This window comes from Luteimonas sp. BLCC-B24, assembly GCF_028550595.1.
In the GTDB taxonomy this organism is placed as follows: domain Bacteria; phylum Pseudomonadota; class Gammaproteobacteria; order Xanthomonadales; family Xanthomonadaceae; genus Luteimonas.
The window spans coordinates 554,629-577,367 of the sequence record NZ_JAQQGN010000001.1 but is presented as its reverse complement, the minus strand read 5'-3'; the positions used below and the strand labels follow the sequence as shown (position 1 = coordinate 577,367).

Genomic DNA, 22,739 nt, shown 5'->3' with positions numbered 1-22,739 from the left:
AAACGTCGCTGCCACAGGGCATGCGTGGCCTCCGTTACGGGCCGATGCGTCGATGGCGGCGGAGTGCCCCCGGATCCATCCGCTCCGCCCGGTGCGCGGGCGTGCGCCGCGCCTCAGACCGTCGTGCGCCGCGCCAGTGCCTGGCCGAGGCGCACCGGCGATTCGGCGTGCAGGGACGGATCGAGTTCGGCCACGCCCCTGGGCAACAGGACGACGACGGTCGAGCCGTAGTTGAAGCGGGCCATCTCCTCGAAGCGCTGCAGCGTGATGTTCCGGCCGCGGTAGTCCTTGCGCTGGAGGCGATCGCCGTAGGCCGGAATCTCTTCGCCGCTCCACACCGTTTCCACGCCGGACACCAGCAAGGCGCCGACCATCACCTGGACCATCGGCCCGAAATCGGTGTCGAAATGGCACACCAGGCGCTCGTTGCGTGCGAACAGCCGCGGCACCCTGGCGACCGCGGCGGTGCCGACGCTGAACAACCGCCCCGGCACGTGCACGGTTTCGCGCAGCGTGCCCGTCCACGGCATGTGCACGCGGTGGTAGTCGCGCGGAGACAGATAGACCGTGGCGTAGACACCGTCGAGAAACGGCGCCGCGTCGGCCGCGTCACCGAGCAGCTCGGCCACGGTGAACGACTGGCCCTTGGCCTGGAAGATGCGTCCGGCCTCGATCGGGCCGCACTGGCTGATGTGGCCGTCGGCCGGCATCAGCAGCACGCGCGGATCGGGATCGGGCACGCGCGCGCCTTCACGCAGCGCACGGGTGAAGAAGGCGTTGAAGCTGGCGTAGGAAGCCGGGTCCGCGTCCGCCGCTTCCGACAGGTCCACACCGAACTTGCGCACCACCGTGTCGATCAGCCAGCGCCGCGTGCGCGGGTTCTGCGAATACGCCAGCCGCCGTGCCAGTGACGAGAGGTAACGGTGCGGCAGGGCGTAGGTCAGCTTGGTGACGAGACTCATGGGCGCGATTCCGCGGTCAGTTTGGCAAGGTCGGCCGCGATCGCCTCCGGCTGTGGCGTTTCGGCATTGAGCACGCGGCCCGAGACCACGCCGGCCATGCGGCCTTGCGGGTCGAGCACCGCCAGCGACGCGCTGTGGTCGATGGTGTAGGCGCCGTCGGGCGCGGCTGCATCGAGCGGCACGCGGGCGAACACCATCGACAGTGATCGGGTGAACGCCTCCAGCGCGGGCACGTCGGCCGTCGCGACCAGGGTGTCGCGATGGAAGGCGTGGGCGTAGTCGCCGAGACGCTCCGGCGTATCGCGCTCGGGATCGACGGAGACGAACAGCACGCGCGGACGGATCGCCTCGGGCAGCGCTTCCCACTGGCGCTGCGCCTGGGCGAGGTGGGTCAGCGTCATCGGGCAGATGTCCGGGCACTGGGTGAAGCCGATGAACACCAGCGTCCAGTGGCCCGCGAGTTCACCCGGCAACAGCTGGGTGCCGTCGGACTGCTGCAGCGCGAAGCCGGGAATCTCGCGTGGCTGCGGATACAGCTGCACGACCTCGAGTTCGCTCTGCGCGCCCGCGGGCGCGGCGACGAACCAGCGCTGCGCCGCCAGCAGGCCGAGGCCGCCGGCCAGCGCAACGCAGAGAATGACCAGGGTGGTGCGGTTGAACATCGCCGGATCCGTGTCGGGTGCCGTCCATGATACCCGGCGCGCTGGCGCCGCCCCCGCGGCGCTGTCGCGCGTTTCGCGGCGACGCGCGGGCACGGTGCGGCAACTCGCTCGGCGCCCATAGGACGGCCGGCGTGGTCGGCGCCGCGCGCGGGCTGGAATCCGGGCGGAACCGGCGCTGACCTATACTTCCCGGCCATCACGCCGTCCCCCGAGCCCCGCGCGCGCCATGACCGAAGAACTGCAGACCATCGTCGACCTGATCCGCTACGGCGCCAGCCGTTTCAACGCCGCCGGGCTGACCTTCGGCCACAGCTACGACAACGCGATCGACGAGGCCACCCAGCTCACCCTGCACGCGCTGCACCTGCCGCACGATCTCAGCCCGGTCTACGGTCAATCGCGGGTCACGCTGGCGGAAAAGGAAGACGTGCTCGGTCTGTTCCTGCGCCGCATCGAGGAACGCGTGCCGGCGGCGTATCTGACCGGCGAGGCCTGGTTCGCGGGACTGAGCTTCAAATCCGACGCGCGTGCACTGGTGCCGCGTTCGCCGATCGCCGAGCTGATCCTCGGCGGCTTCGAGCCGTGGCTCGGCGGGCGCGAGGTGCGCCGTGCGCTGGACCTGTGCACCGGCTCGGGCTGCATCGCGATCGCGATGGCGCACCACAATCCCGACTGGCACGTCGACGGCGTGGATCTCAGCGACGAGGCCCTGTCGCTCGCCGCCGAAAACGAGACGCGCCTCGAGGTGCGCAATACGCGTTTTCTCAAGTCCGATCTGTTCGACGGCCTGCAGGGCGAGCATTACGACCTGATCGTCACCAATCCGCCCTACGTCACCAACGACGAGACCGACGCGCTGCCGAGGGAGTACTCCTACGAGCCCGAGATGGGCCTGCGCGCCGGCGACGACGGCCTCGATCTGGTGCTGAAGATCCTGCGCGACGCGCCGCGGCATCTCACCGAGGACGGCCTGCTGATCTGCGAGGTCGGCGAGTCCGAGCAGCGTCTGGTGAGGCTGCTGCCAGAGCTGCCGCTGATGTGGATCGAGTTCCAGGTCGGCCAGATGGGCATCTTCGTCGTCGAGCGCCACGACCTGGTCAGCCACAGCGCGCGTATCACCCAGCTGGCGGCCGAGCGTGAGGCCGCGACGTCGGCCGCGGTCGAGGCGACGGGGAGCGCGGGAGCGGGCCTGTTCTGAGACCCGCCGGGATCCCGGCGCGCGCCGGGATTCCGTGGCTTCCACGGTGTCCGGGCCTTCCGGGCGACGTTTCGAGGGCCGCGATCGATGTCGCCGGAGTCCCGCGTGACCAGAGCTGCGTCTGTTGAAAGCCGCAGGGATGACGGCGGGCCGCGTCGAACGCGACTCCCGCAAGGTCGACCCGTCACGGTGCGTCCACGCACCACGCCGGCGCGTTAAGCTTGCCGGCCCCGCGTTTCCATGCCGCGCGACCGCGCGCCACTCATGTCCAGCAACCGCTTCGGCCAACTGTTCTCCGTCACGACCTTCGGCGAAAGCCACGGGCCGGCGATCGGCTGCGTGGTCGACGGCTGCCCGCCCGGCATCGCGCTGGCGGCCGAGGATTTCGAACACGATCTCGCACGGCGCGCGACCGGCAGGAGTCGCCACACCTCGGCGCGACGCGAAGCCGATGCGGTGGAGATCCTCAGCGGCGTGTACGAAGGCCGGACCACCGGTACGCCGATCGCGCTGCTGATCCGCAACACCGATGCGCGCAGCAAGGACTACGGCAACATCGCCCAGCAGTTCCGGCCCGGCCATGCGGATTACGCCTACTGGCAGAAGTACGGCATCCGCGATCCGCGTGGCGGCGGGCGCTCGTCGGCGCGCGAGACCACGATGCGCGTCGCCGCGGCGGTGATCGCCAAGAAGTGGCTCGACGAGCGCTACGGCGTGCGCGTGCACGGCTATCTGTCGCAGCTCGGCGAGATCGTGCCGGCGCGCGTCGACGGCGCCGCGATCGACTGGGACGTCGTCGAATCCAACCCGTTCTTCTGGCCCGACGCCGCGCAGGTCCCGGACCTCGAAACCTACATGGACGCGCTGCGCAAGTCCGGCGATTCGGTCGGCGCGCGCGTGACCGCCGTGGCCGACGGCGTGCCGCCGGGCTGGGGCGAACCGGTCTACGGCAAGCTCGACGGTGAACTGGCCGCGGCGATGATGTCGATCAATGCGGTCAAGGGGGTCGAGATCGGCGCCGGCTTCGCGTCGATCGTCCAGAAGGGCAGCGAACACCGCGATCTGATGACGCCGCAGGGGTTCACCTCCAATCACGCCGGCGGCGTGCTCGGCGGCATCAGCACCGGCCAGCAGATCGTGGTGTCCACCGCGTTCAAGCCGACGTCGAGCCTGCGCCTGCCGGCCGACGGTCTGGATACCGATGGCCACGTGGTCGAGGTGATCACCACCGGCCGCCACGACCCGTGCGTGGGCATCCGCGCGACGCCGATCTGCGAGGCGATGCTGGCCCTCGTGCTGATGGACCAGGCGCTGCGCCATCGCGCGCAGTGCGGTGATGTCGGCATCGTGACGCCGCGCATTCCCGGACGCGTCGATGGCTGAGCGACGGCCGAGGGTCTGGGTGTCGCAGCCGCTGTTCGACGATGTCGTCGCGCGCCTGCACGACCATTTCGATGTCGACCAGGTCGCTGCCGTGCGTGAGCACGATGCGGCCGGCGTCGCGGCCGCGCTGGGCGACGTCGACGGTGCGCTGGTGACGCTGAACGAGCGCGTCGGACGCGACGAGATCGCAAACGCCACGAAGCTGCGCGCGGTCGCCAATGTCGGCGTCGGCTACAACAATCTCGACATCGATGCGCTGCACGCGCGCGGCATCGTCGCGACCAATACCCCCGACGTATTGACCGAAACCACCGCCGATTTCGGCTTCGCGCTGATGATGGCCGCTGCGCGTCGCGTCACCGAGGCCGAGCGCCATCTGCGCGCCGGCCGGTGGCAGGGCTGGAACTTCAAGGGCCTGCTCGGCGCCGATCTGCACGGCAGCACGCTGGGCATTCTCGGCATGGGCCGGATCGGCCAGGGCATCGCCAGGCGTGCGTCCGGCTTCGAGATGCGCGTGCTCTACCACAACCGCAGCCGCCTGCCGGCCGATATCGAGCGCGACTGCAACGCGTCGTACGTCGACTTCGACACGCTGCTCGCGCAGGCCGATCACCTGGTGCTGGTGCTGCCGTATTCGGCCGCCAGCCACCACATCGTCGATGCCGCCGCACTGGCGAAGATGAAGCCGACCGCGACGCTGACCAACATCGCCCGCGGCGGCATCGTCGACGAAGCCGCGCTGGCCGACGCGCTGGGCAGCGGTCGACTGGCGTCGGCCGCGCTCGACGTGTTCGAGGGCGAGCCTGCGGTCGATCCGCGCCTGCTCGCGCTGGACAACATCGTGCTCACGCCGCACATCGCCAGCGGCAGTCTCGCCACGCGCCGCGCGATGGTCGCACTCGCCGTCGACAATCTGATCGCCGCGCTGGGCGCCGGACCGGAGGCCGGGCGTCCGCCGACGCCGATCGCGCCTGCCGCGACCGGCGGCAAAGACGCGAAACGTCCGGGAACCGCCTGAGCGTCCAGGGCGGGCGGTTCCCCGAACCCGATCCAGTGCAGTGCCCGCGCCACGCGCGACCCGACTCCAGACTTTCCAGAGACCCGTCCATGTCCAGTTCCCAGCCCCGCCGTTTCCGCGTTGCCGTCGTCGGTGCCACCGGCGCCGTCGGCGAGACCATGCTGTCGATCCTCGCCGAGCGCGCGTTCCCCGTGTCCGAGCTCGTCGCGCTCGCCAGCGAGCGCTCGGCCGGCACCACCGTGAAGTTCGGCGATGACGACATCGTCGTGCAGGACCTCGCCACCTTCGATCCGGCCGGCGTCGACATCGCGCTGTTCTCCGCCGGCGGCGACACCAGCAAGGCCTTTGCTCCGAAGTTCGCCGCGGCCGGCGCCGTCGTCATCGACAACAGTTCGGCCTTCCGCTACGACGACGACGTGCCGCTGGTCGTCAGCGAGGTCAATCCCGACGCGGCGCGCACGCGTCCGCGCGGCATCATCGCCAACCCCAACTGCTCGACGATGCAGATGCTGGTCGCGCTGGCGCCGCTGCACCGCCGCGCCGGCATCGTGCGCATCAACATCTCGACCTACCAGTCGGTCTCGGGCGCAGGCCGCTCGGCGATGGAAGAGCTGGGCCGGCAGACCGGCGATCTGCTGAACTTCCGCGACATCGACCCGCAGAAGTTCCCGGTGCAGATCGCGTTCAACCTGATCCCGCAGATCGACGCGTTTCTCGAGAACGGCTTCACCAAGGAGGAGATGAAGCTGGTCTGGGAGACCCACAAGATCCTCGGCGACGCCAGCATCCGGGTGAATCCGACGGCGGTGCGCGTGCCGGTGTTCTACGGCCATTCGGAGGCGGTCGCGGTCGAGCTGCGCGAGCGCATCAGCGTCGACGAGGCGCGCGCGCTGCTGGCGGCGGCGCCGGGTGTCGAGGTCGTCGACGACCGCACCGCCGGCGGCTATCCGACCCCGGTCACGCATGCGTCGGGCCGCGATCCGGTGTTCGTTGGGCGCATCCGCGAGGATCTCTCGCATCCCAACGGCCTGAACCTGTGGATCGTCGCCGACAACATCCGCAAGGGCGCCGCGCTCAACGCGGTGCAGGTCGCCGAGCTGGTCGCGGCCGAGGGCTGATCGTTGCGGATCGGGAGGCCGCGCCGCTACAGTCGCCGGATGATCAGGGGAACCACCATCGTGCGCATCGCGCAGCGTCTGCTGCTGGCCGGCCTGTTGCTGGCCGTGGCCGGACCGGTGCTCGCGCTGGGCCTGGGACGCATCGAGGTGCGCTCGCAGCAGGGTCAGCCATTGCTGGCCGAGATCCCCATCGTCTCCAGCGACCCGGCCGAGCTGCGCGCGCTGCAGGCGCGGCTGGCCTCGCCGGAGACCTTCGCGCGCATCGGCCTGGAGCCGCCACAGGGACTGGTCTCGGATCTGCAGTTCAGTGTGGCGCTGGACCCGCGCGGACGGCCGGTGATCCGGGTCACCAGCGCCGCGCCGGTCACGCAGGAATCGCTGACCTTCCTGGTCGAGGTCGACTGGGGGCAGGGCCGGCTGGTGCGCGAGTACTCGGCCCTGGTGGCGGTGCCCGACACCCTGGCCGCACCGGCGCAGCCGGCGATCCAGGCGCCGGTGGTCGCACCGCCGGCGAGCATCGTGCGCGCGCCGGCGACTGCGCCGACGCCCGGTGTCGACCCCGCTGGCGAAACTGCCGCGCCGGCCGACGTCGCCGCCGGGGTGCCCGCCACGCCCGCGGCCCGTCCGGCGGCGTCGCAGGCCCCCGCCGTGCCCGGCGAACTCGCGCCGGTCCAGGCCGGCCAGACCCTGTCGGCGATCGCCGCGCCGCTGGCGGCCGAGGCGGGCATCACCGTCAACCAGGCGATGGTGCTGCTGCTGCGGAACAACCCGGAAGCGTTCATCGGCGGCAACCTCAACCTGGTGCGCCAGGGTGCGGTGCTGCGCGTGCCGGCGCGCGACCAGTGGACGGAGTTCAGCGCGGCCGAGGCCAATGCCGTGGTGCGCGAGCAGGTGGGGCAGTGGCGCGAGATGCGCCGCCCTGCGCCGCAGCCCGACGCGGTCGGCGCGGACGCGGTCGCGGCCGGTGCGCCTGCCGCGGCGGGCGCGCCCACGGGCGCCGGTCCCAAGGCCCGGCTCGAGATCACACCGCCGTCGGGCGATGCCCAGCGTGCGGGCACGCAATCCGGCATCGATGCCGGGGGTGGAGGGGACATGCTGCGTCAGGAACTGCAACAGGCCAACGAATCGATCGCCGCGCGGACCGCCGAGGTCGAGGAGCTGAAGGCGCGGCTGGCCGATCTGGAACAGCTGCAGGCGCAGCAGCAGCAGCTGATCGCGCTCAAGGATGCCGAGCTCGCGGCCGCGCAGCAGCGCATGGAGGCCAGCAATCAGGAGCAGGCGGCATCGGCCGCCTCGATTCCCTGGCTGTGGCTGGGCGTGGGCCTGCTGATCGTCGCCGCGCTCGCGTTCGTGCTGGGCCGTCGTGGACGGACGCCGGCGCCCGTGCCCGGGCGCCGGCTCGACAGCGCCGCGCTCGCCGCCGGCATGCCGGGCGGTGGCACGGCGCCGGCCTCGTCGCCGGCTCCGGCGTTCGCGGTCACGCCGACGGCGTCGCCGACGCCGACGCCGGTCGCGCCGCCCGTGCCGGCAGCGGCCGGGCCGACCTGGCATGCCGGGCAGGGCAGCGCGCACCCGCAATCGTCCGCGTCGGCCGCAGTGGAGCCGCAGGCCGCGCCGGCGGTCGTCGTCGATGCCGAGGTGGCGGCCGATGTCGCGCCGTCGCCGCCGGCGCTGGGTCCGGTGACGCCGCCGGTGGCCGTCGAGCGTCTGGAACTCGCACGCGCGTACCTCGATCTCGGTGATACCGACACCGCGCGCACGCTGCTGCAGGAAGTTCTCCACGGCGACGATCCCGGCGCGGCGACCGACGCGGCGCGGCTGTTGCGCACGTTGGACTGATCGGCCGGCAATGCGGATCGCGCTGGGCGTCGAGTACGACGGCAATGGCTTCCTCGGCTGGCAGCGCCTGAGCAAGGCGGGTGCGGGCGGGCAGGAATCGGTGCAGGCGGCGCTGGAGACCGCGTTGTCGCGGATCGCGAACCATCCGGTGGCCACGACCTGCTCGGGCCGCACCGACGCCGGCGTGCACGCACGTTGCCAGGTGGTGCACTTCGACACCGAGGCCGAACGCGCGCCGCGCGCATGGATGCTCGGTGCGACCACGCTGATGCCGCCCCAGATCAGTGTGCGCTGGTGCCAGCCGATGCCCGACGATTTCAATGCGCGGTTCTCGGCCCGCGCCCGCCAGTACCGCTACCGCATCCTCAACCGGCCGGTACGTCCGGCGCTGCATCGCCAGTACCTGTCCTGGGAGCTGCGCCCGCTCGACGCCGACGCCATGCACCGCGCGGCGCAGGCGCTGCTGGGCGAACAGGACTTCTCCGCATTCCGCACCGTGCATTGCCAGGCGCCGCATGCGCGCCGCGAGCTGCAGCGGATCTCGGTGCACCGGATCGACGACGAAGTGGTGGTCGAGGTCCAGGCCAACGCATTTCTGCATCACATGGTGCGCAACATCGTCGGCTCGCTGCTGGAGATCGGCGCCGGGGCACAGTCCGAGGGCTGGATGGGTGAACTGCTCGCCGGTCGGGATCGCAGCCGCGCCGGCCCGACCGCGCCGGCCGCGGGCCTGGTGTTTCTGGGGCCGCTGTATCCGCCCGAATGGGCGTTGCCGGCCGAAGTGACGTTCGCGGCATGAGTGCATCCCCGTCCCCCGCGATCAAGTTCTGCGGTCTCACCCGGCGCGAGGACGTCGCGGCGGCGGTCGCGCTCGGCGTCGATTGCGTCGGCTTCGTGTTCGCCGCACGCAGCCCGCGGCGGCTGGACATCGATGCGGCGCGCGCGCTGCGCGACGCGGTGCCGGCATCGGTGCGCCTGGTCGCCCTGATGATGGACGACCCCGCGTCGACGGTGGCCGAGGTGGTCGCTGCTGTCGCGCCCGATGTGCTGCAGTTCCACGGTGCCGAGCCCGACGCGTTCTGCGCCGGCTTCGGCCTGCCGTACTGGAAGGCGATCGCAATGGGCGGCGCGCCGGCATCCGCGCTCGCGTCGCTGCAGGCCTATCCACGCGCAGCGGCGTTCCTGTTCGACGGTCACGCGGCCGGCGAACCGGGCGGCGGCGGCCAGACCTTCGACTGGCAGGCGCTGCCGCGCTCGCTCGATCGTCCGTTCTGGCTGGCGGGCGGCCTCGATGCCGGCAACGTCGCCCAGGCCGTGGCCACGGCGCGACCCGACGGTGTCGATGTCTCGAGCGGCATCGAGCGCGTACCGGGCCACAAGGATCACGCGCGGATGCGCGCATTCGTCGAGGCCGTGCGCGGCGCCCGATAGCGCGCGTCGATGCGGGTGGAGCGGCGCCCGGGCGACTCCGGGTATGCGCACTGGCGGGTCGGGTGTTCCGGGCAAGCCGCGGTCGCGCGCGAGCGCCTGGGCATGTCGTGGCAGGCGTCGCGTCGCAGGTCGAACGCGCCGCCCGCGCAGCCACACGATCGCGCTGGTTCTTCCTCGTCACAGCGCGCTTGCGCGCGATGGCGCCTTCCGAAGCGAGCGTCCGCTTGCGTCCCGCAGGTGCAGGCGCGCGCCTGGCCCAGGCCGGGGGCAAGCCGTGTCCGGACAACGCGACGCGCGCGCCAGCCGACATCGCTCCCGGTCGACGACAGGGCGGTTCCGCCGCCGATCGACACGATTGGCCCAGCCGCCGCCGTGGAAGGGCGCTTGCGCGATGGGAATCGCCGGGAACGCCGGGTTCGCGCGCGAGCGCACGTGGATATGGCGGGCGGGCCACCGAACCGCGCGGGACGCGCGCGTGGCCGATGGTGCAGCCGGGCGTCGCACGCCCGCACCGTCACGCCAGCTGCACCCTCAGCCACGCCGCCAACGGGGCGAGGCGGGCATCCCCCGCATCGCGGCGTGTGGCCAGTACCCAGTGCGCATCGGTCTCGACGAAGCCCCAGGGCGCCAGCAGGCGACCGGCCGCGATGTCGTCGGCGACGAGCTCCTGCGGCGCGATCGCAACGCCCAGGCCCGCGGTGGCTGCCTCCAGCAGGAAGTACAGATGCTCGAACCCGGTCGCCAGCTGCGGCATGACGCCGGCGGCGCCGGCGCGCTCGGCCCAGGCCGGCCAGGCCTGCGGGCGCGACGCCGTGTGCAGCAGCGGCTCGTTCAGCAGCGCGGCCGGCGACAGCGCGGTGATGCGCGTCGCGTCCTCGAGACGTGGGCTCAGCACCGGACCGATCCGCTCGACCGCCAGCCGCTGCACCCGCCACGTCTCCGGCCATGGGCCGCTGCCGATCAGCAGGGCCGCATCGAGGCCGGGCAGGGACGGCGCGAAGCTGCCCTCGTGCGGCGACAGGTGCAGGGTCAGCGCCGGCAGCGCGCTCGCCAGCCGCGGCAGCCGCGGAATCATCCAGCGTGCCAGCAGGCTGCCCGGGCAGCCCAGCACCAGCGCGGCGTCGCCCCCGGTGCGCTGGATCGTGGCGATCGCGCTGCGCAGTTGCCCGAACGCGTCGCCGGCGGCGTCGCGCAGCCGCGTCCCGGCGCCGGTCAGGCGCAGGCCGCGGCCCGCGCGTTCAAACAGCGGTGTGCCGATCGCCTCCTCCAGCAGCCGCACCTGTCGGCTCACGGCGCCGTGGGTGACGTGCAGTTCGTCGGCCGCGCGGCTGAGGCTGCCCAGCCGGGCCGCGGCCTCGAAGGCGCGAAGTGCATTGAGCGGGGGCAGGCCATCGGCCGACATATGTGAGATTTACTGACGGATCGCGCAGATCTTATCGCTTATCGAGGCAGTGACCTGTGCGCTAGAGTGCAGATCACTCCTCGTCCTGCGACGGTCTGCCGTCGACCGCCATGTCCGCGATGCCGCTGTCCGATTACCACGCCTTCCCCGATGCGAACGGCCACTTCGGCCGCTACGGCGGGCGCTTCGTCGCCGACACGCTGATGGAGCCGATCGCCGAACTCGCGGCCGCCTACGACGCCGCGAAGGCCGATCCCGCATTCCAGCAGGCCTTCGACCGGGATCTCGCGCATTACGTCGGCCGGCCGAGCCCGATCTATCACGCGGAGCGCCTCAGCGAGGCCGTCGGCGGCGCACGCATCCTGCTCAAGCGCGAGGACCTGAACCACACCGGTGCGCACAAGATCAACAACACCGTCGGCCAGGCACTGCTCGCCAGCCGCATGGGCAAGACCCGGATCATCGCCGAGACCGGCGCCGGCCAGCACGGCGTCGCCAGCGCCACGGTCGCCGCGCGCCTGGGCCTGGAATGCGTGGTCTACATGGGGGCCACCGATATCGAGCGGCAGAAGATCAACGTCTACCGCATGCGCCTGCTCGGCGCGCAGGTGGTGCCGGTGACCTCGGGCTCGGCGACGCTCAAGGACGCGCTCAACGAGGCGATGCGCGACTGGGTGTCCAACGTGCGCGACACCTTCTACATCATCGGCACCGTCGCCGGTCCCGACCCGTATCCGCGCATGGTCCGCGATTTCAACGCCATCGTCGGCCGCGAGGCGCGCGCGCAGATGCTGGCCGAATACGGCCGCCTGCCGGATGCGATCACCGCCTGCGTCGGCGGCGGCAGCAACGCGATCGGCCTGTTCCACGCGTTTCTCAACGACGCGGACGTCCGCATCGTCGGCGCCGAAGCCGCAGGCGACGGCATCGACACCGGGCGCCATGCGGCCTCGATCGCCGCCGGCCGGCCGGGCGTGCTGCACGGCAACCGCACCTACGTGATCTGCGACGACGACGGCCAGATCACCGAAACCCATTCGGTCTCCGCGGGCCTCGATTACCCGGGCGTCGGCCCGGAGCACGCCTTCCTCGCCGACGCCGGCCGTGCGCAGTACGTGGGCATCACCGACGACGAGGCCCTGGCCGCGTTCCACCAGCTCGCGAAGACCGAAGGCATCCTCGCCGCGCTCGAATCCAGCCACGCGATCGCCCAGGCGATCAAGCTCGCGCGCGAACTGCCCAGGGACGCGATCGTGCTCGCCAACCTGTCCGGCCGCGGCGACAAGGACGTGCACACCATCGCGCAGCGGGACGGCCTCGTGCTGTGAGTGCCCACGCCGAACCCGAGACGACACTGCCGGCCGCGGCAGACCCCAGCACCGGATCGCCACGGACCCTGATGAACCGCATCGACACCCGCTTCGCCACGCTCCGCAGCGCCGGCCGCAAGGCCCTGATCCCGTTCTTCACCGCTGGCGATCCCGCGCTCGAAGCAAGCGTGCCGGTGATGCACGCCCTGGTCGCGGCCGGCGCCGACGTGATCGAGCTCGGCGTGCCGTTTTCCGACCCGATGGCCGACGGCCCGACGATCCAGCGCAGCTCCGAGCGCGCACTGGGGCGGGGCGCGGGCATGACCTACGTGCTCGACGCCGTGCGCGAGTTCCGGGCCAAGGACACCGTCACCCCGGTCGTGCTGATGGGCTACCTCAACCCCGTCGACATCCGCGGCGCGGACACGTTCGCCCGGCAGGCCGCGGCGGCGGGCGTCGACGGCGTGCTGCTGGTCGATCTGCCGCCCGAGGAAGCGGGCGACTTCCGCGCGGCGTTCGACGCGGCCGGGATCGCGCTGGTGCTGCTGGCGTCGCCGACCACGACCGACGCGCGCATGGAGGCCCTGTGCGACGGCGCCCAGGGCTATCTGTACTACGTCAGCTTCGCCGGGGTCACCGGTGCGGCCGACCGGCTCGACACCGCACAGGCCTCGGCCCGCCTGCGCCGGATCCGCGCAGCGAGCCGCGCGCCGGTCGTCGCCGGCTTCGGCATCCGTGACGCGGCGAGCGCCGCGGCGATGGCGATCGATGCGGACGGCGTGGTGGTGGGCAGTGCCCTGGTCGATGCCCTCGACGGCGCCGCGAGCGCCGAGGAGGCCGCCGCCCGCGCCGGGGCCTTCCTGGCGCCGCTCCGGGCGGCGCTCGACGCCGCCTGACTGCGCCCACGGGGCAGGCCGGGCGTGCCCGGGCGGTCGGTTACACTTCCGCGCTTCACGGCCCCGTATCGGCCGTCGGGAGAAGACAGCCCATGTCCTGGTTGCAGAAGATCATGCCGCCGCGCATCCGCACCGATGCCGCCGCGGTCAAGAAGCGCAGCGTCCCCGAGGGGCTCTGGGAGAAGTGCGAGCGCTGCGGCACCGTCCTCTACGGGCCGGAGCTGGAGGAGAACCTCGAGGTCTGTCCGAAGTGCGCGTTCCATCGGCCGATCCGCGCCCGCGCGCGGCTGAAGACGTTCCTCGACGCCGGCTCGGGCCGCGAGATCGCCGGCGAACTCGGCCCCACCGATGTGCTGAAGTTCAAGGACCAGAAGAAGTATTCCGAGCGCATCAAGGCCGCGCAGCGCGCCACCGGCGAGCGTGATGCGCTGGTCGTCATGGAGGGCCTGCTGAAGGCACGCCCGGTCGTCGCCTCGGCCTTCGATTTCGCCTACATGGGCGGCTCGATGGGCTCGGTGGTCGGTGAGCGCTTCACCCGCGGCGCGGAGCGCGCGCTGGAGATCGGCAGCCCGTTCGTGAACTTCTCCGCCAGCGGCGGCGCGCGCATGCAGGAAAGCCTGTTCTCGCTGATGCAGATGGCCAAGACCTCGGCGGCGCTCGGCCGCCTGCGCGCCGCGGGCCTGCCCTACATCTCGGTGATGACCCATCCCACCACCGGCGGCGTCTCCGCGTCGTTCGCGATGCTCGGCGACATCAACATGGCCGAACCCGAGGCGCTGATCGGCTTCGCCGGTCCGCGCGTGATCGAGCAGACCGTGCGCGAGACGCTGCCCGAAGGCTTCCAGCGCAGCGAGTTCCTGCTCGAGCACGGCGCGATCGACCAGATCTGCGACCGTCGCGAGCTGCGCGACCGCATCGCGAGCCTGTTGGCGATGATGATGCGCCAGCCGATGACCGGGACGGCGGCATGAGCCGTCGCTACTTCGGCACCGACGGCATTCGCGGCCGGGTCGGCGAGGGCGCGATCTCGGCCGACTTCGTGCTGCGCCTGGGCAACGCCTACGGCCATTCGCTGCGCGGCCGCGGCAGCGACTGGCGCCGTCCTCAGGTGCTGATCGGGAAGGACACGCGCATCTCGAACTACATGTTCGAGGCGGCGCTGGAAGCCGGCCTGGTCGCGGCCGGCGTCGACGTGCAGCTGATGGGTCCGATGCCGACGCCCGCGGTCGCGCACCTCACGCGCTCGCTCGGCGCAGACGGCGGCATCGTCATCTCCGCCTCGCACAACCCGCACCACGACAACGGCATCAAGTTCTTCAGTGCCCAAGGCGAGAAGCTCGACGACGCCACCGAGCTCGCGATCGAAGCCGCGCTCGACCAGCCGTTCCACACCGTGGCCTCGGAAAAACTCGGCAAGGCCGTGCGCACGCGCGATGCCGTGGGCCGCTACGTGGAAGCCTGCAAGGCCTCGGTGCCGCGCGGCTTCGATCTCGACGGCATGCGCATCGTCGTCGACTGCGCGAACGGCGCGACCTACCAGGTCGGCCCGATCGTGCTGCGCGAACTCGGCGCCCAGGTCGAGGTGATCGGCGCCGAACCCAACGGCGTCAACATCAACGACGGCGTGGGCTCCACGCATCCCGAATTCCTCAGCGAGCGGGTCAGCCGCAGCGGCGCGAATCTCGGTATCGCCTTCGACGGCGACGGCGACCGCGTGCTGTTCGTCGACGCCAACGGCACCGTGCGCGACGGCGACGATCTGCTCTACGTGCTGGCCAGCGACTGGCAGCGCGACGGGCGCCTGCGCGGGCCGGTGGTCGGCACGCTGATGAGCAATTACGGCCTGGAGCGTGCGTTCGGCGAGGCCGGCATCGGCTTCATGCGCGCCAAGGTCGGCGATCGCTACGTGCACCAGGCGCTACTCGAACACGACGGCATCCTGGGCGGCGAAACCTCCGGGCATCTGCTGTGCCTCGACCGGGCGACCACCGGCGACGGCATCATCAGTGCGCTGCAGGTGCTCGAGGTGCTGCGCCGTCGCGGTGTGTCGCTGCAGGACGCGCTGCACGGCTTCGGCAAGGTGCCGCAAAAGACCGTTAACGTGCGTTACACGGGCGACGCGAAGCCGGCCGAGGCGCCCGCGGTGCAGACCGCACTGGCGCAGGCGCAGGCGGCGGTGCAGGGCCGGGGACGTGCGTTCCTGCGCCCGTCGGGCACCGAGCCCGTGGTCCGCGTCACGGTGGAGGCCGACGACGCGGCACTGATGCAATCCACCCTCGACCAGCTGGCCGACGCCGTGCGCGCGGCCGCGGCCTGATTTCCAGGACTTTCCCATGACCGCCCGTATTCCGACCCTCGACATCCGCCGCTTCGACACAGACCGCGAGGCCTTCGTCGCCGAACTCGGCGCCGCCTACCGCGAGTGGGGTTTCGCCGGCATCAATGGCCACGGCATTCCGCAGGCGCAGATCGACGGCGCCTACGACGTGTTCAAGGCGTTCTTCGCGCTGCCCGAAGCGACCAAGAAGCAGTACCACGTGCCCGGCGGTGGCGGTGCGCGCGGCTATACCGCGTTCGGCGTCGAGACCGCCAAGGGCGCGACGCACTTCGACCTCAAGGAGTTCTGGCACATCGGCCGGGAGATTCCGGACGATTCGAAGTACCGCGACGTGATGCCGCCGAACCTGTGGCCGAGCGAGGTGCCGGGATTCCGCGAACACGGCTACGGCCTGTACCAGACGCTCGATGCGCTGGGCTCGAAGGTGCTCTCGGCGCTGGCGCTGCACATCGGCCTGCCGGAGGACTACTTCGTCGACAAGACGGACTTCGGCAACTCGATCCTGCGCCCGATCCACTATCCGCCGATCACCGCCGACGACATTCCCAACGTGCGCGCCGGGGCGCACGAGGACATCAACCTGATCACCCTGCTGGTCGGTGCGAGCGCGGCGGGCCTGGAAGTGAGGTCACGCGATGGCGAGTGGGTGCCCTTCACGTCGGACGCCGACACCATCGTCGTCAACATCGGCGACATGCTGCAGCGACTGACCAACCACGTGTACCCCTCGACCACGCACCGCGTGACCAATCCCCCGGGCGAACAGGCGCGCAAGCCGCGCTACTCGGTGCCGTTCTTCCTGCACCCGAATCCGGATTTCGTCATCGACGTGCTGCCTTCCACGGTGACGGCCGACAATCCGAGCCGCTATCCCGAGCCCATCACCGCACAGGGCTATCTGGAAGAGCGCCTGCGCGAAATCAAGCTGAAGTAACCGGCTCTGCCTCGGGAACGGCGCCTTCGGGCGCCGACTTCCGTTGCGCTCGCGCCGGGGCCGTGGCCCTGCAGCGGCGCGGCGTCAGTCGACGCGGCGGATCTTCGATGCGTTGCGCGCCATCAGCGCCAGCCGTTGCCGGTCCGACAGATGGCGCGTGATGCCGTGCAACAGGCGGTAGCGCCAGCCGGGCACCGCGATCACTTGGCCACGATCGAGCGCATCGAGGCCGGCGCATGCGACCGCGTCGGCATCGAGCCAGACCCAGGCGGGCAGGCGGTCCATCATCGCCCGGGTGCCGGTGACGTCGTGAAATTCCGACCAGGTGAAGCCGGGACACAGCGCGGTCACCCGCAGCCCGTGATCCGCGTGTTCCTGCGCCAGGGATTCGCTGAAGCGGATCATGAAGGCCTTGGCGGCGCCGTAGAGGGTCTGGCCGCGCGAGCCCGGCATCAGGCCGGCGAACGAGGCGACGTTGAGGATGCGGCCGTCCGGAAACGCGCGCATCGACGGCAGCAGCCGCCACGTCAGCTCGCAGACCGCGGTCACCATCACCTGCAGGAAATCGGCGTGGCGGCGCCATTCGACCGCGTCGAAGCGGCCGGGCACGCCGTAGCCGGCGTTGTTGACCAGCATGCGCACCTGGAGCCCGCGGTGCCCGATGGTGTCGACCAGGCCCGCGACCGCGGCCGCCTCGGCGAGATCGGCCGGCATCACGTGCACGTCCACGCGGTCGCGCAATTCGGTGGCCAGCACCTCCAGCCGGTCCAGGCGCCGGGCCGTCAGGATCAACGGGACGCCGCGGGCCGCGAGGGCACGCGCGATCGCCGCGCCGATGCCGCTCGACGCCCCGGTGACCACTGCATAGCCGGTTGTCGCCATCGTGTCCGCTCCGTCGACCGAACGCCGACTGTAGCGCCCCCGGCGCGCCCCGCGGACAGGGGGCGCGGGCGCATCGGCTATCCTCGTGCCCCCTTTTTGTTCAGGAGCGCCCGATGCGCCGCAGGATCGTCGCCGGTAACTGGAAGCTGCACGGCAGCCGCGCGTTCGCCACGCCGCTGGTGGAGGCGATCGCCGCCGGACGCCCGGACGGTGGGGTCGAACTCCTGGTGCTGCCGCCGTTTCCCTATCTGCCGCTGCTGGTCCAGGGGGCGAGCGGCGTGGCCATCGGTGCCCAGGACGTCAGTGCGCACGCTGGCGGCGCGTATACCGGTGAGGTCTCGGCCGCGATGCTGGCCGATGTCGGCGCGACGCACGCGCTGGTCGGTCACAGCGAGCGCCGCCAGTACCACGGCGAGGACGATGCCCTGGTGGCGCGCAAGTTCAAGGCGGCATGCGACGGCGGTCTGGTGCCGGTGCTGTGCGTCGGGGAGACGCGCGCGCAACGCGAAGCCGGGGACACCAAGAGCGTGATCGGCGCCCAGCTCGAGGCGGTGATCGCCCATGCGGGCATCGCCGCATTCGACGGCGCGATCGTCGCCTACGAGCCGGTCTGGGCGATCGGCACCGGCCTGACCGCCAGCCCGGAGCAGGCCCAGGCGGTGCACGCCTTCCTGCGTGGCGTGGTGGCGCGGCACGATGCTAGAATTGCCGATTCGTTGCCGCTGCTGTATGGCGGCAGCTGCAAGCCCGACAACGCCGCCGCGATCTTCGCGCAGCCCGACGTCGATGGCGGATTGATCGGCGGCGCGTCGCTCGCGGCCGACGATTTCCTCGCCATCGCCGCTGCGGCCGCCCGCTGACCGCCATCGCGAGCGGGCATTCCTCGTCGTCCAGAGCCCATCCCGAGCGCCCACGCAATGCTGCTGACCGTCCTCAACATCCTGTTCGTCATCATCGCGATCGCGATGATCGCCTTGATCCTGATGCAGCGCGGCGCCGGCGCGCAGGCCGGCTCGGGCTTCGGCGGTGGCGCCTCGGCGACCGTCTTCGGCGCGCGCGGTTCGTCGAACTTCCTCTCCAAGGCCACCAAGTGGCTGGCGATCACGTTCTTCGCGATTACCCTGTTCATGGCCTGGTACGCGGTGCATCGCGCCAATCCGAATGCGATGGACATGGATCTGGGCGTCATGGGCAGCGCCACGCCGGCCGCGCCGGCCACCGCGCCGGGCGATCGTCCGGTGCCGCAGGCCCCGGCAGCGGGCACCGTGCCGCAGGCGCCGGCCGCGGACACGGCCGTCCCCGCCGTGCCGGCGGCGGAGCCGGCGACGGAATCGTCGCAAGAGACTCCCCAGACGAATTGATTCCGTCTACAATGCGCGGCTCCCGGATGCGCTGACGCGCGGACGGTACAGGTTTCGAGATTTGCCCAGGTGGCGGAATTGGTAGACGCACTACCTTGAGGTGGTAGCGGCTTAGGTCGTGGGGGTTCGAGTCCCCCCTTGGGCACCATCGGAAAATACGGACGGCGGTCACGCGGTCCGGACGAAGCACCCCGCGCAAGCGGGGTTTTTCGTATGTGGAATCCGGATGCGTCGCCGTGGCGTAAAGGTCTCGGGCGCTCCCTGCAGGCGCGCCGCGCGCTGCGGATTTCGCGTGTGCGGGCGCGGTGAATCGTTTACTCGCCGGTTCTGTAAACGGTACAATGACGCAGATCGGGCGTTTGCCGTTTTGCGGCCAGACGCCCGATGTGCGTGAAGCGTTTGACCGCTTCGCTAGTGCGGCGCCCCGGGCGCCGAGCCAAGGCCGCTTCGCGCGGCTGTAGCCGAGAGAACATCCGCGTGCTGGCCGAATATCTGCCGACCCTGCTGTTCCTGATCGTTGCCACGGGGATCGGCATCGCCTTGCTGGTCATTGGCAACCTGCTCGGGCCCAAGCGCCCGTCGCTCGAAAAGCTGTCGCCGTACGAATGCGGATTCGAGGCATTCGAGGACGCGCGCATGCAGTTCGACGTGCGCTACTACCTCATCGCGATCCAGTTCATCGTCTTCGATCTGGAAATCATCTTCATCGTGCCCTGGGCCACCGTGTTCCGCGAACTCGGTGTGCTCGGCCTGATCGAGATGGGCATCTTCGCCGGCATGCTGCTGCTCGGCTTCGTTTACGTGTGGAAGAAGGGAGCGCTGGAATGGGAATGAACCAGACCGTCGCGCGCCTGATGAACAACCCGCTGCCGGAAGGCCGGGTCGACGACATCCTGCGCCCCGAAGGCGAGAACCCGCTGCTCGAGCGCGGTTTCGTCACGACCAGTTCCGACGCGCTGCTCAACTGGGCGCGCACCGGCTCGATGTGGCCGATGACCTTCGGTCTGGCCTGCTGCGCAGTCGAAATGATGCACGCCGGCGCCGCGCGTCTCGATCTCGACCGCTACGGTGTCGTGTTCCGCCCGTCGCCGCGCCAGTCGGACGTGATGATCGTCGCGGGCACGCTGGTCAACAAGATGGCGCCGGCGCTGCGCCGGGTCTACGACCAGATGCCCGACCCGAAGTGGGTCATCTCGATGGGCAGCTGCGCCAATGGCGGCGGCTACTACCACTATTCGTATTCGGTGGTGCGCGGTTGCGATCGCATCGTGCCGGTCGACGTCTACGTGCCGGGCTGCCCGCCGACGGCCGAAGCGCTGATCTACGGCATCCTGCAGCTGCAGAAGAAGATCCGCCGGGCGACCAATTTCGGCGAGACCAAGACGGGGCTGCGCGATGCGTGAGTCGTCCACCGAGTTCGCGGCGCGTCTGCGCAGCCGCTTTCCCGATGCCGAGGTCGGCGTCGCACTGCCGCGCGGCGAGGTGACCCTCACCACCGCCGGCGACTGGCTCGAGGCCTGCCGCGCGTTGCGCGACGAGTTCGGCTTCGAATCGCTGATCGACCTGTGCGGTGCCGACTATCTCAGTTACGGCAGCGACGAGTGGGACACCAATGTCTCCTCCGAAGGCTTCAGCCGCGGCGTCGAAGGACGCGGCCCGGGGCGCTTCAAGTTCGGCGAGACCGGCAGCCGCCAGGTGGCGCAGCCGCAGGGCGACGCCGCGATTCCGGTGCCGCAGCGGCGCTTCGCCGTGGTCGCGCAGCTGCTGTCGATCCAGCACAACCGCCGGCTGACCGTGAAGTGCTTCGCGCCCAGCGATGACCTGCCCGTGGTGTCGTCGCTGACGGTGCTGTGGCCGGTGGCGAACTGGTTCGAGCGCGAGGCGTTCGATCTGTTCGGCGTGATCTTCGAAGGGCACCCGGATCTGCGCCGCATCCTCACCGACTACGGTTTCGTCGGCCATCCGTTCCGCAAGGATTTCCCGTTGATCGGCAATGTCGAAGTGCGTTACGACGCCGAGCGCAAACGCGTCGTGTACGAACCCGTGACTTCGGTCGAACCCCGCGTCGGCGTGCCGCGCGTGATCCGTGACGACGCCCGTTACGCGACCGCGAGCGGTGAGCAGATGGCCCGGCGTGCGGAGGGCAGCAAGTGATGAATGCCGTTCCGACCACGTCGCTGCACACCGCCAACGCGACGCCGAGCGCCGAGGCGCTGAAGCAGGAAATCCGCAACTACACGTTCAACTTCGGTCCGCAGCATCCGTCCGCGCACGGCGTACTGCGCCTGATCCTGGAAATGGACGGCGAGACCGTGATGCGCGCCGATCCGCACATCGGCCTGCTGCACCGGGGCACCGAGAAGCTGGCCGAGTCCAAGCCGTTCAACCAGTCGATCGGTTACATGGACCGCCTCGACTACGTGTCGATGATGTGCAACGAGCACGCCTACGTGCGCGCGATCGAAACCCTGATGGGGATCGAAGCGCCCGAGCGTGCGCAGTGGATCCGTACGCTGTTCGACGAGATCACGCGCATCCTCAACCACCTGATGTGGGTGGGCTCGAACGCGCTCGACCTCGGCGCGATGGCGGTGATGCTCTATGCGTTCCGCGAGCGCGAGGAGCTGATGGACGTCTACGAGGCGGTCAGCGGCGCGCGCATGCACGCGGCCTATTACCGCCCCGGCGGCGTGTATCGCGACCTGCCCGACCGCATGCCGCAGTACGCCGAATCGCGCTGGCGCAAGGGCGAGAAGCTCAAGCGGTTCAACAAGTGGCGAGAAGGGTCGATGCTCGACTATCTCGAGGCGTTCGCGAAGGATTTCCCGCGTCGCGTCGACGAGTACGAAACCCTGCTCACCGACAACCGTATCTGGAAGCAGCGCACGGTCGGCATCGGCGTGATTCCGCCGGAGCAGGCCAAGGCCTGGGGCATGACCGGTCCGATGCTGCGCGGTTCGGGCGTCGAGTGGGATCTGCGCAAGACCCAGCCGTATGCCAGGTACGCCGATGTCGATTTCGACATCGCCGTCGGCGTCAACGGCGACTGCTACGACCGGTATCTCGTGCGCGTGTTCGAAATGCGGCAGTCGGCGCGGATCATCGAGCAGTGCGTGGCGTGGCTGCGGGCGAATCCCGGCCCGGTCATGCTCGACAATTACAAGGTGTCGCCGCCCTCCCGCGAGGAGATGAAGGACGACATGGAAGCGCTGATCCACCACTTCAAGCTGTTCACCGAGGGCTATTGCGTGCCCGCCGGTGAGACCTACAGCGCGGTGGAAGCCCCGAAGGGCGAATTCGGCTGCTACATGATTTCCGACGGCGCCAACAAGCCGTTCCGCGTGCACCTGCGTGCGCCCGGTTTCGCGCATCTTTCGTCGATGGACGAGATCACGCGCGGACACATGCTGTCCGACGTGGTGGCGATGATCGGCACCTATGACATCGTGTTCGGAGAGGTCGACCGATGAAGGCGACTGGCAATTTCGAGAATGCCCGCAACGTCGATCCGCTGGTAGTGCTCAGCGACGACACCCGTGCGCACATCGACCACTGGCTCACCAAGTTTCCGGAAGACCGCAAGCGGTCGGCGGTGCTGCAGGGCCTGTTCGCGGCCCAGGAACAGAACCAGGGCTGGCTGACCGACGAACTCATCGCCGGCGTCGCCAAGTACCTGGACCTGCCCCCGGTGTGGGCCTACGAGGTCGCGACGTTCTACTCGATGTTCGAAACGGAGCAGGTCGGCCGCAACAACGTCGCCTTCTGCACCAACATCAGCTGCTGGCTCAACGGTGCCGAGGATCTGGTCGCGCACGCCGAGAAGAAGCTGGGCTGCAAGCTGGGCGAGTCCACCGCCGACGGCCGCGTCTACCTCAAGCGCGAGGAAGAGTGCGTCGCCGCGTGCTGCGGCGCGCCGGTCGTGGTCATCAACGGTCATTACCACGAGAAGCTCACGCCCGAAGGCGTCGACGAGCTGCTCGACGGTCTGAAGTAAGGCATCGCGCG

At 70.3% G+C, this 22,739-nt stretch carries 23 protein-coding genes and 1 tRNA gene; 20 read left to right on the top strand and 4 right to left on the bottom strand.

The window, feature by feature from the left end; all coding sequences use genetic code 11:
• Positions 1 to 113 precede the first annotated feature (113 nt).
• Positions 114 to 962, bottom strand: coding sequence for an archaetidylserine decarboxylase (gene asd / locus PQS31_RS02860; protein ID WP_272761159.1), 849 nt, complete (start codon positions 960 to 962; stop codon positions 114 to 116).
• Positions 959 to 1,624 (bottom strand): SCO family protein, encoded by a 666-nt coding sequence (locus PQS31_RS02855; protein WP_272761158.1) that lies wholly within the window; start codon positions 1,622 to 1,624, stop codon positions 959 to 961. The genes asd and PQS31_RS02855 overlap by 4 nt, the downstream gene beginning before the upstream one ends.
• Before the next feature lie 226 nt (positions 1,625 to 1,850).
• Here PQS31_RS02855 and prmB point away from each other — a divergent pair, with 226 nt between their 5' ends.
• The 7 genes from prmB (at position 1,851) to PQS31_RS02820 (ending at position 9,611) form a co-directional block, all read left to right on the top strand.
• A complete protein-coding gene (gene prmB / locus PQS31_RS02850; protein WP_272761157.1) occupies positions 1,851 to 2,822 on the top strand; it encodes a 50S ribosomal protein L3 N(5)-glutamine methyltransferase in 972 nt (323 codons plus the stop codon).
• Between the two features lie 264 nt (positions 2,823 to 3,086).
• On the top strand, positions 3,087 to 4,205 hold the full coding sequence (gene aroC / locus PQS31_RS02845; protein ID WP_272761156.1) for a chorismate synthase: 1,119 nt from the start codon (positions 3,087 to 3,089) through the stop codon (positions 4,203 to 4,205).
• Positions 4,198 to 5,223: a D-glycerate dehydrogenase gene (locus PQS31_RS02840; protein ID WP_272761155.1), complete on the top strand. Its 1,026-nt coding sequence runs from the start codon at positions 4,198 to 4,200 to the stop codon at positions 5,221 to 5,223. The genes aroC and PQS31_RS02840 overlap by 8 nt, the downstream gene beginning before the upstream one ends.
• 89 nt (positions 5,224 to 5,312) lie before the next feature.
• A complete protein-coding gene (locus PQS31_RS02835; protein WP_272761154.1) occupies positions 5,313 to 6,341 on the top strand; it encodes an aspartate-semialdehyde dehydrogenase in 1,029 nt (342 codons plus the stop codon).
• 39 nt (positions 6,342 to 6,380) lie between these two features.
• Complete coding sequence (locus PQS31_RS02830; protein ID WP_272761153.1) at positions 6,381 to 8,180, top strand: FimV/HubP family polar landmark protein; 1,800 nt, start codon at positions 6,381 to 6,383, stop codon at positions 8,178 to 8,180.
• A gap of 10 nt (positions 8,181 to 8,190) precedes the next feature.
• Positions 8,191 to 8,979, top strand: coding sequence for a tRNA pseudouridine(38-40) synthase TruA (truA, locus tag PQS31_RS02825; protein ID WP_272761152.1), 789 nt, complete (start codon positions 8,191 to 8,193; stop codon positions 8,977 to 8,979).
• A complete protein-coding gene (locus PQS31_RS02820; protein ID WP_272761151.1) occupies positions 8,976 to 9,611 on the top strand; it encodes a phosphoribosylanthranilate isomerase in 636 nt (211 codons plus the stop codon). The genes truA and PQS31_RS02820 overlap by 4 nt, the downstream gene beginning before the upstream one ends.
• A gap of 514 nt (positions 9,612 to 10,125) precedes the next feature.
• Here the strand turns inward: PQS31_RS02820 and PQS31_RS02815 are convergent.
• Positions 10,126 to 11,013: a LysR family transcriptional regulator gene (locus PQS31_RS02815; RefSeq protein ID WP_272761150.1), complete on the bottom strand. Its 888-nt coding sequence runs from the start codon at positions 11,011 to 11,013 to the stop codon at positions 10,126 to 10,128.
• Positions 11,014 to 11,123: 110 nt separating this feature from the next.
• On the opposite strand from PQS31_RS02815, the gene trpB reads away from it, so the two are divergent.
• The 5 genes from trpB (at position 11,124) to PQS31_RS02790 (ending at position 16,491) form a co-directional block, all read left to right on the top strand.
• Positions 11,124 to 12,341: a tryptophan synthase subunit beta gene (trpB, locus tag PQS31_RS02810; protein ID WP_272761149.1), complete on the top strand. Its 1,218-nt coding sequence runs from the start codon at positions 11,124 to 11,126 to the stop codon at positions 12,339 to 12,341.
• Positions 12,342 to 12,412: 71 nt separating this feature from the next.
• A complete protein-coding gene (trpA, locus tag PQS31_RS02805) occupies positions 12,413 to 13,219 on the top strand; it encodes a tryptophan synthase subunit alpha (protein ID WP_272761148.1) in 807 nt (268 codons plus the stop codon).
• Between the two features lie 92 nt (positions 13,220 to 13,311).
• Positions 13,312 to 14,190 (top strand): acetyl-CoA carboxylase, carboxyltransferase subunit beta, encoded by an 879-nt coding sequence (accD, locus tag PQS31_RS02800; RefSeq protein WP_272761147.1) that lies wholly within the window; start codon positions 13,312 to 13,314, stop codon positions 14,188 to 14,190.
• Positions 14,187 to 15,536, top strand: coding sequence for a phosphoglucosamine mutase (gene glmM, locus PQS31_RS02795; RefSeq protein WP_272761146.1), 1,350 nt, complete (start codon positions 14,187 to 14,189; stop codon positions 15,534 to 15,536). Before accD ends, glmM begins: the two co-directional genes overlap by 4 nt.
• A 16-nt stretch (positions 15,537 to 15,552) precedes the next feature.
• Positions 15,553 to 16,491: a 2-oxoglutarate and iron-dependent oxygenase domain-containing protein gene (locus PQS31_RS02790; protein WP_272761145.1), complete on the top strand. Its 939-nt coding sequence runs from the start codon at positions 15,553 to 15,555 to the stop codon at positions 16,489 to 16,491.
• Between the two features lie 84 nt (positions 16,492 to 16,575).
• Here the strand turns inward: PQS31_RS02790 and PQS31_RS02785 are convergent, their stop codons facing one another.
• Positions 16,576 to 17,373: an SDR family NAD(P)-dependent oxidoreductase gene (locus PQS31_RS02785; protein WP_272761144.1), complete on the bottom strand. Its 798-nt coding sequence runs from the start codon at positions 17,371 to 17,373 to the stop codon at positions 16,576 to 16,578.
• Between the two features lie 113 nt (positions 17,374 to 17,486).
• Here PQS31_RS02785 and tpiA point away from each other — a divergent pair, with 113 nt between their 5' ends.
• From tpiA to nuoE, 8 genes are all read left to right on the top strand, one after another.
• Positions 17,487 to 18,233, top strand: coding sequence for a triose-phosphate isomerase (gene tpiA, locus PQS31_RS02780; RefSeq protein WP_272761143.1), 747 nt, complete (start codon positions 17,487 to 17,489; stop codon positions 18,231 to 18,233).
• Positions 18,234 to 18,290: 57 nt separating this feature from the next.
• Positions 18,291 to 18,734: a preprotein translocase subunit SecG gene (gene secG / locus PQS31_RS02775; protein ID WP_272761142.1), complete on the top strand. Its 444-nt coding sequence runs from the start codon at positions 18,291 to 18,293 to the stop codon at positions 18,732 to 18,734.
• 63 nt (positions 18,735 to 18,797) lie between these two features.
• Positions 18,798 to 18,882, top strand: a tRNA-Leu gene (locus tag PQS31_RS02770).
• 329 nt (positions 18,883 to 19,211) lie between these two features.
• Positions 19,212 to 19,568, top strand: coding sequence for an NADH-quinone oxidoreductase subunit A (locus PQS31_RS02765; protein ID WP_272761141.1), 357 nt, complete (start codon positions 19,212 to 19,214; stop codon positions 19,566 to 19,568).
• On the top strand, positions 19,559 to 20,137 hold the full coding sequence (locus PQS31_RS02760; RefSeq protein WP_272761140.1) for an NADH-quinone oxidoreductase subunit B: 579 nt from the start codon (positions 19,559 to 19,561) through the stop codon (positions 20,135 to 20,137). The genes PQS31_RS02765 and PQS31_RS02760 overlap by 10 nt, the downstream gene beginning before the upstream one ends.
• A complete protein-coding gene (locus PQS31_RS02755; RefSeq protein ID WP_272761139.1) occupies positions 20,130 to 20,888 on the top strand; it encodes an NADH-quinone oxidoreductase subunit C in 759 nt (252 codons plus the stop codon). Before PQS31_RS02760 ends, PQS31_RS02755 begins: the two co-directional genes overlap by 8 nt.
• Positions 20,888 to 22,204: an NADH-quinone oxidoreductase subunit D gene (locus tag PQS31_RS02750; RefSeq protein ID WP_272761138.1), complete on the top strand. Its 1,317-nt coding sequence runs from the start codon at positions 20,888 to 20,890 to the stop codon at positions 22,202 to 22,204. The genes PQS31_RS02755 and PQS31_RS02750 overlap by 1 nt, the downstream gene beginning before the upstream one ends.
• Positions 22,201 to 22,728 (top strand): NADH-quinone oxidoreductase subunit NuoE, encoded by a 528-nt coding sequence (nuoE, locus tag PQS31_RS02745; protein WP_272761137.1) that lies wholly within the window; start codon positions 22,201 to 22,203, stop codon positions 22,726 to 22,728. Before PQS31_RS02750 ends, nuoE begins: the two co-directional genes overlap by 4 nt.
• Positions 22,729 to 22,739: the final 11 nt, after the last annotated feature.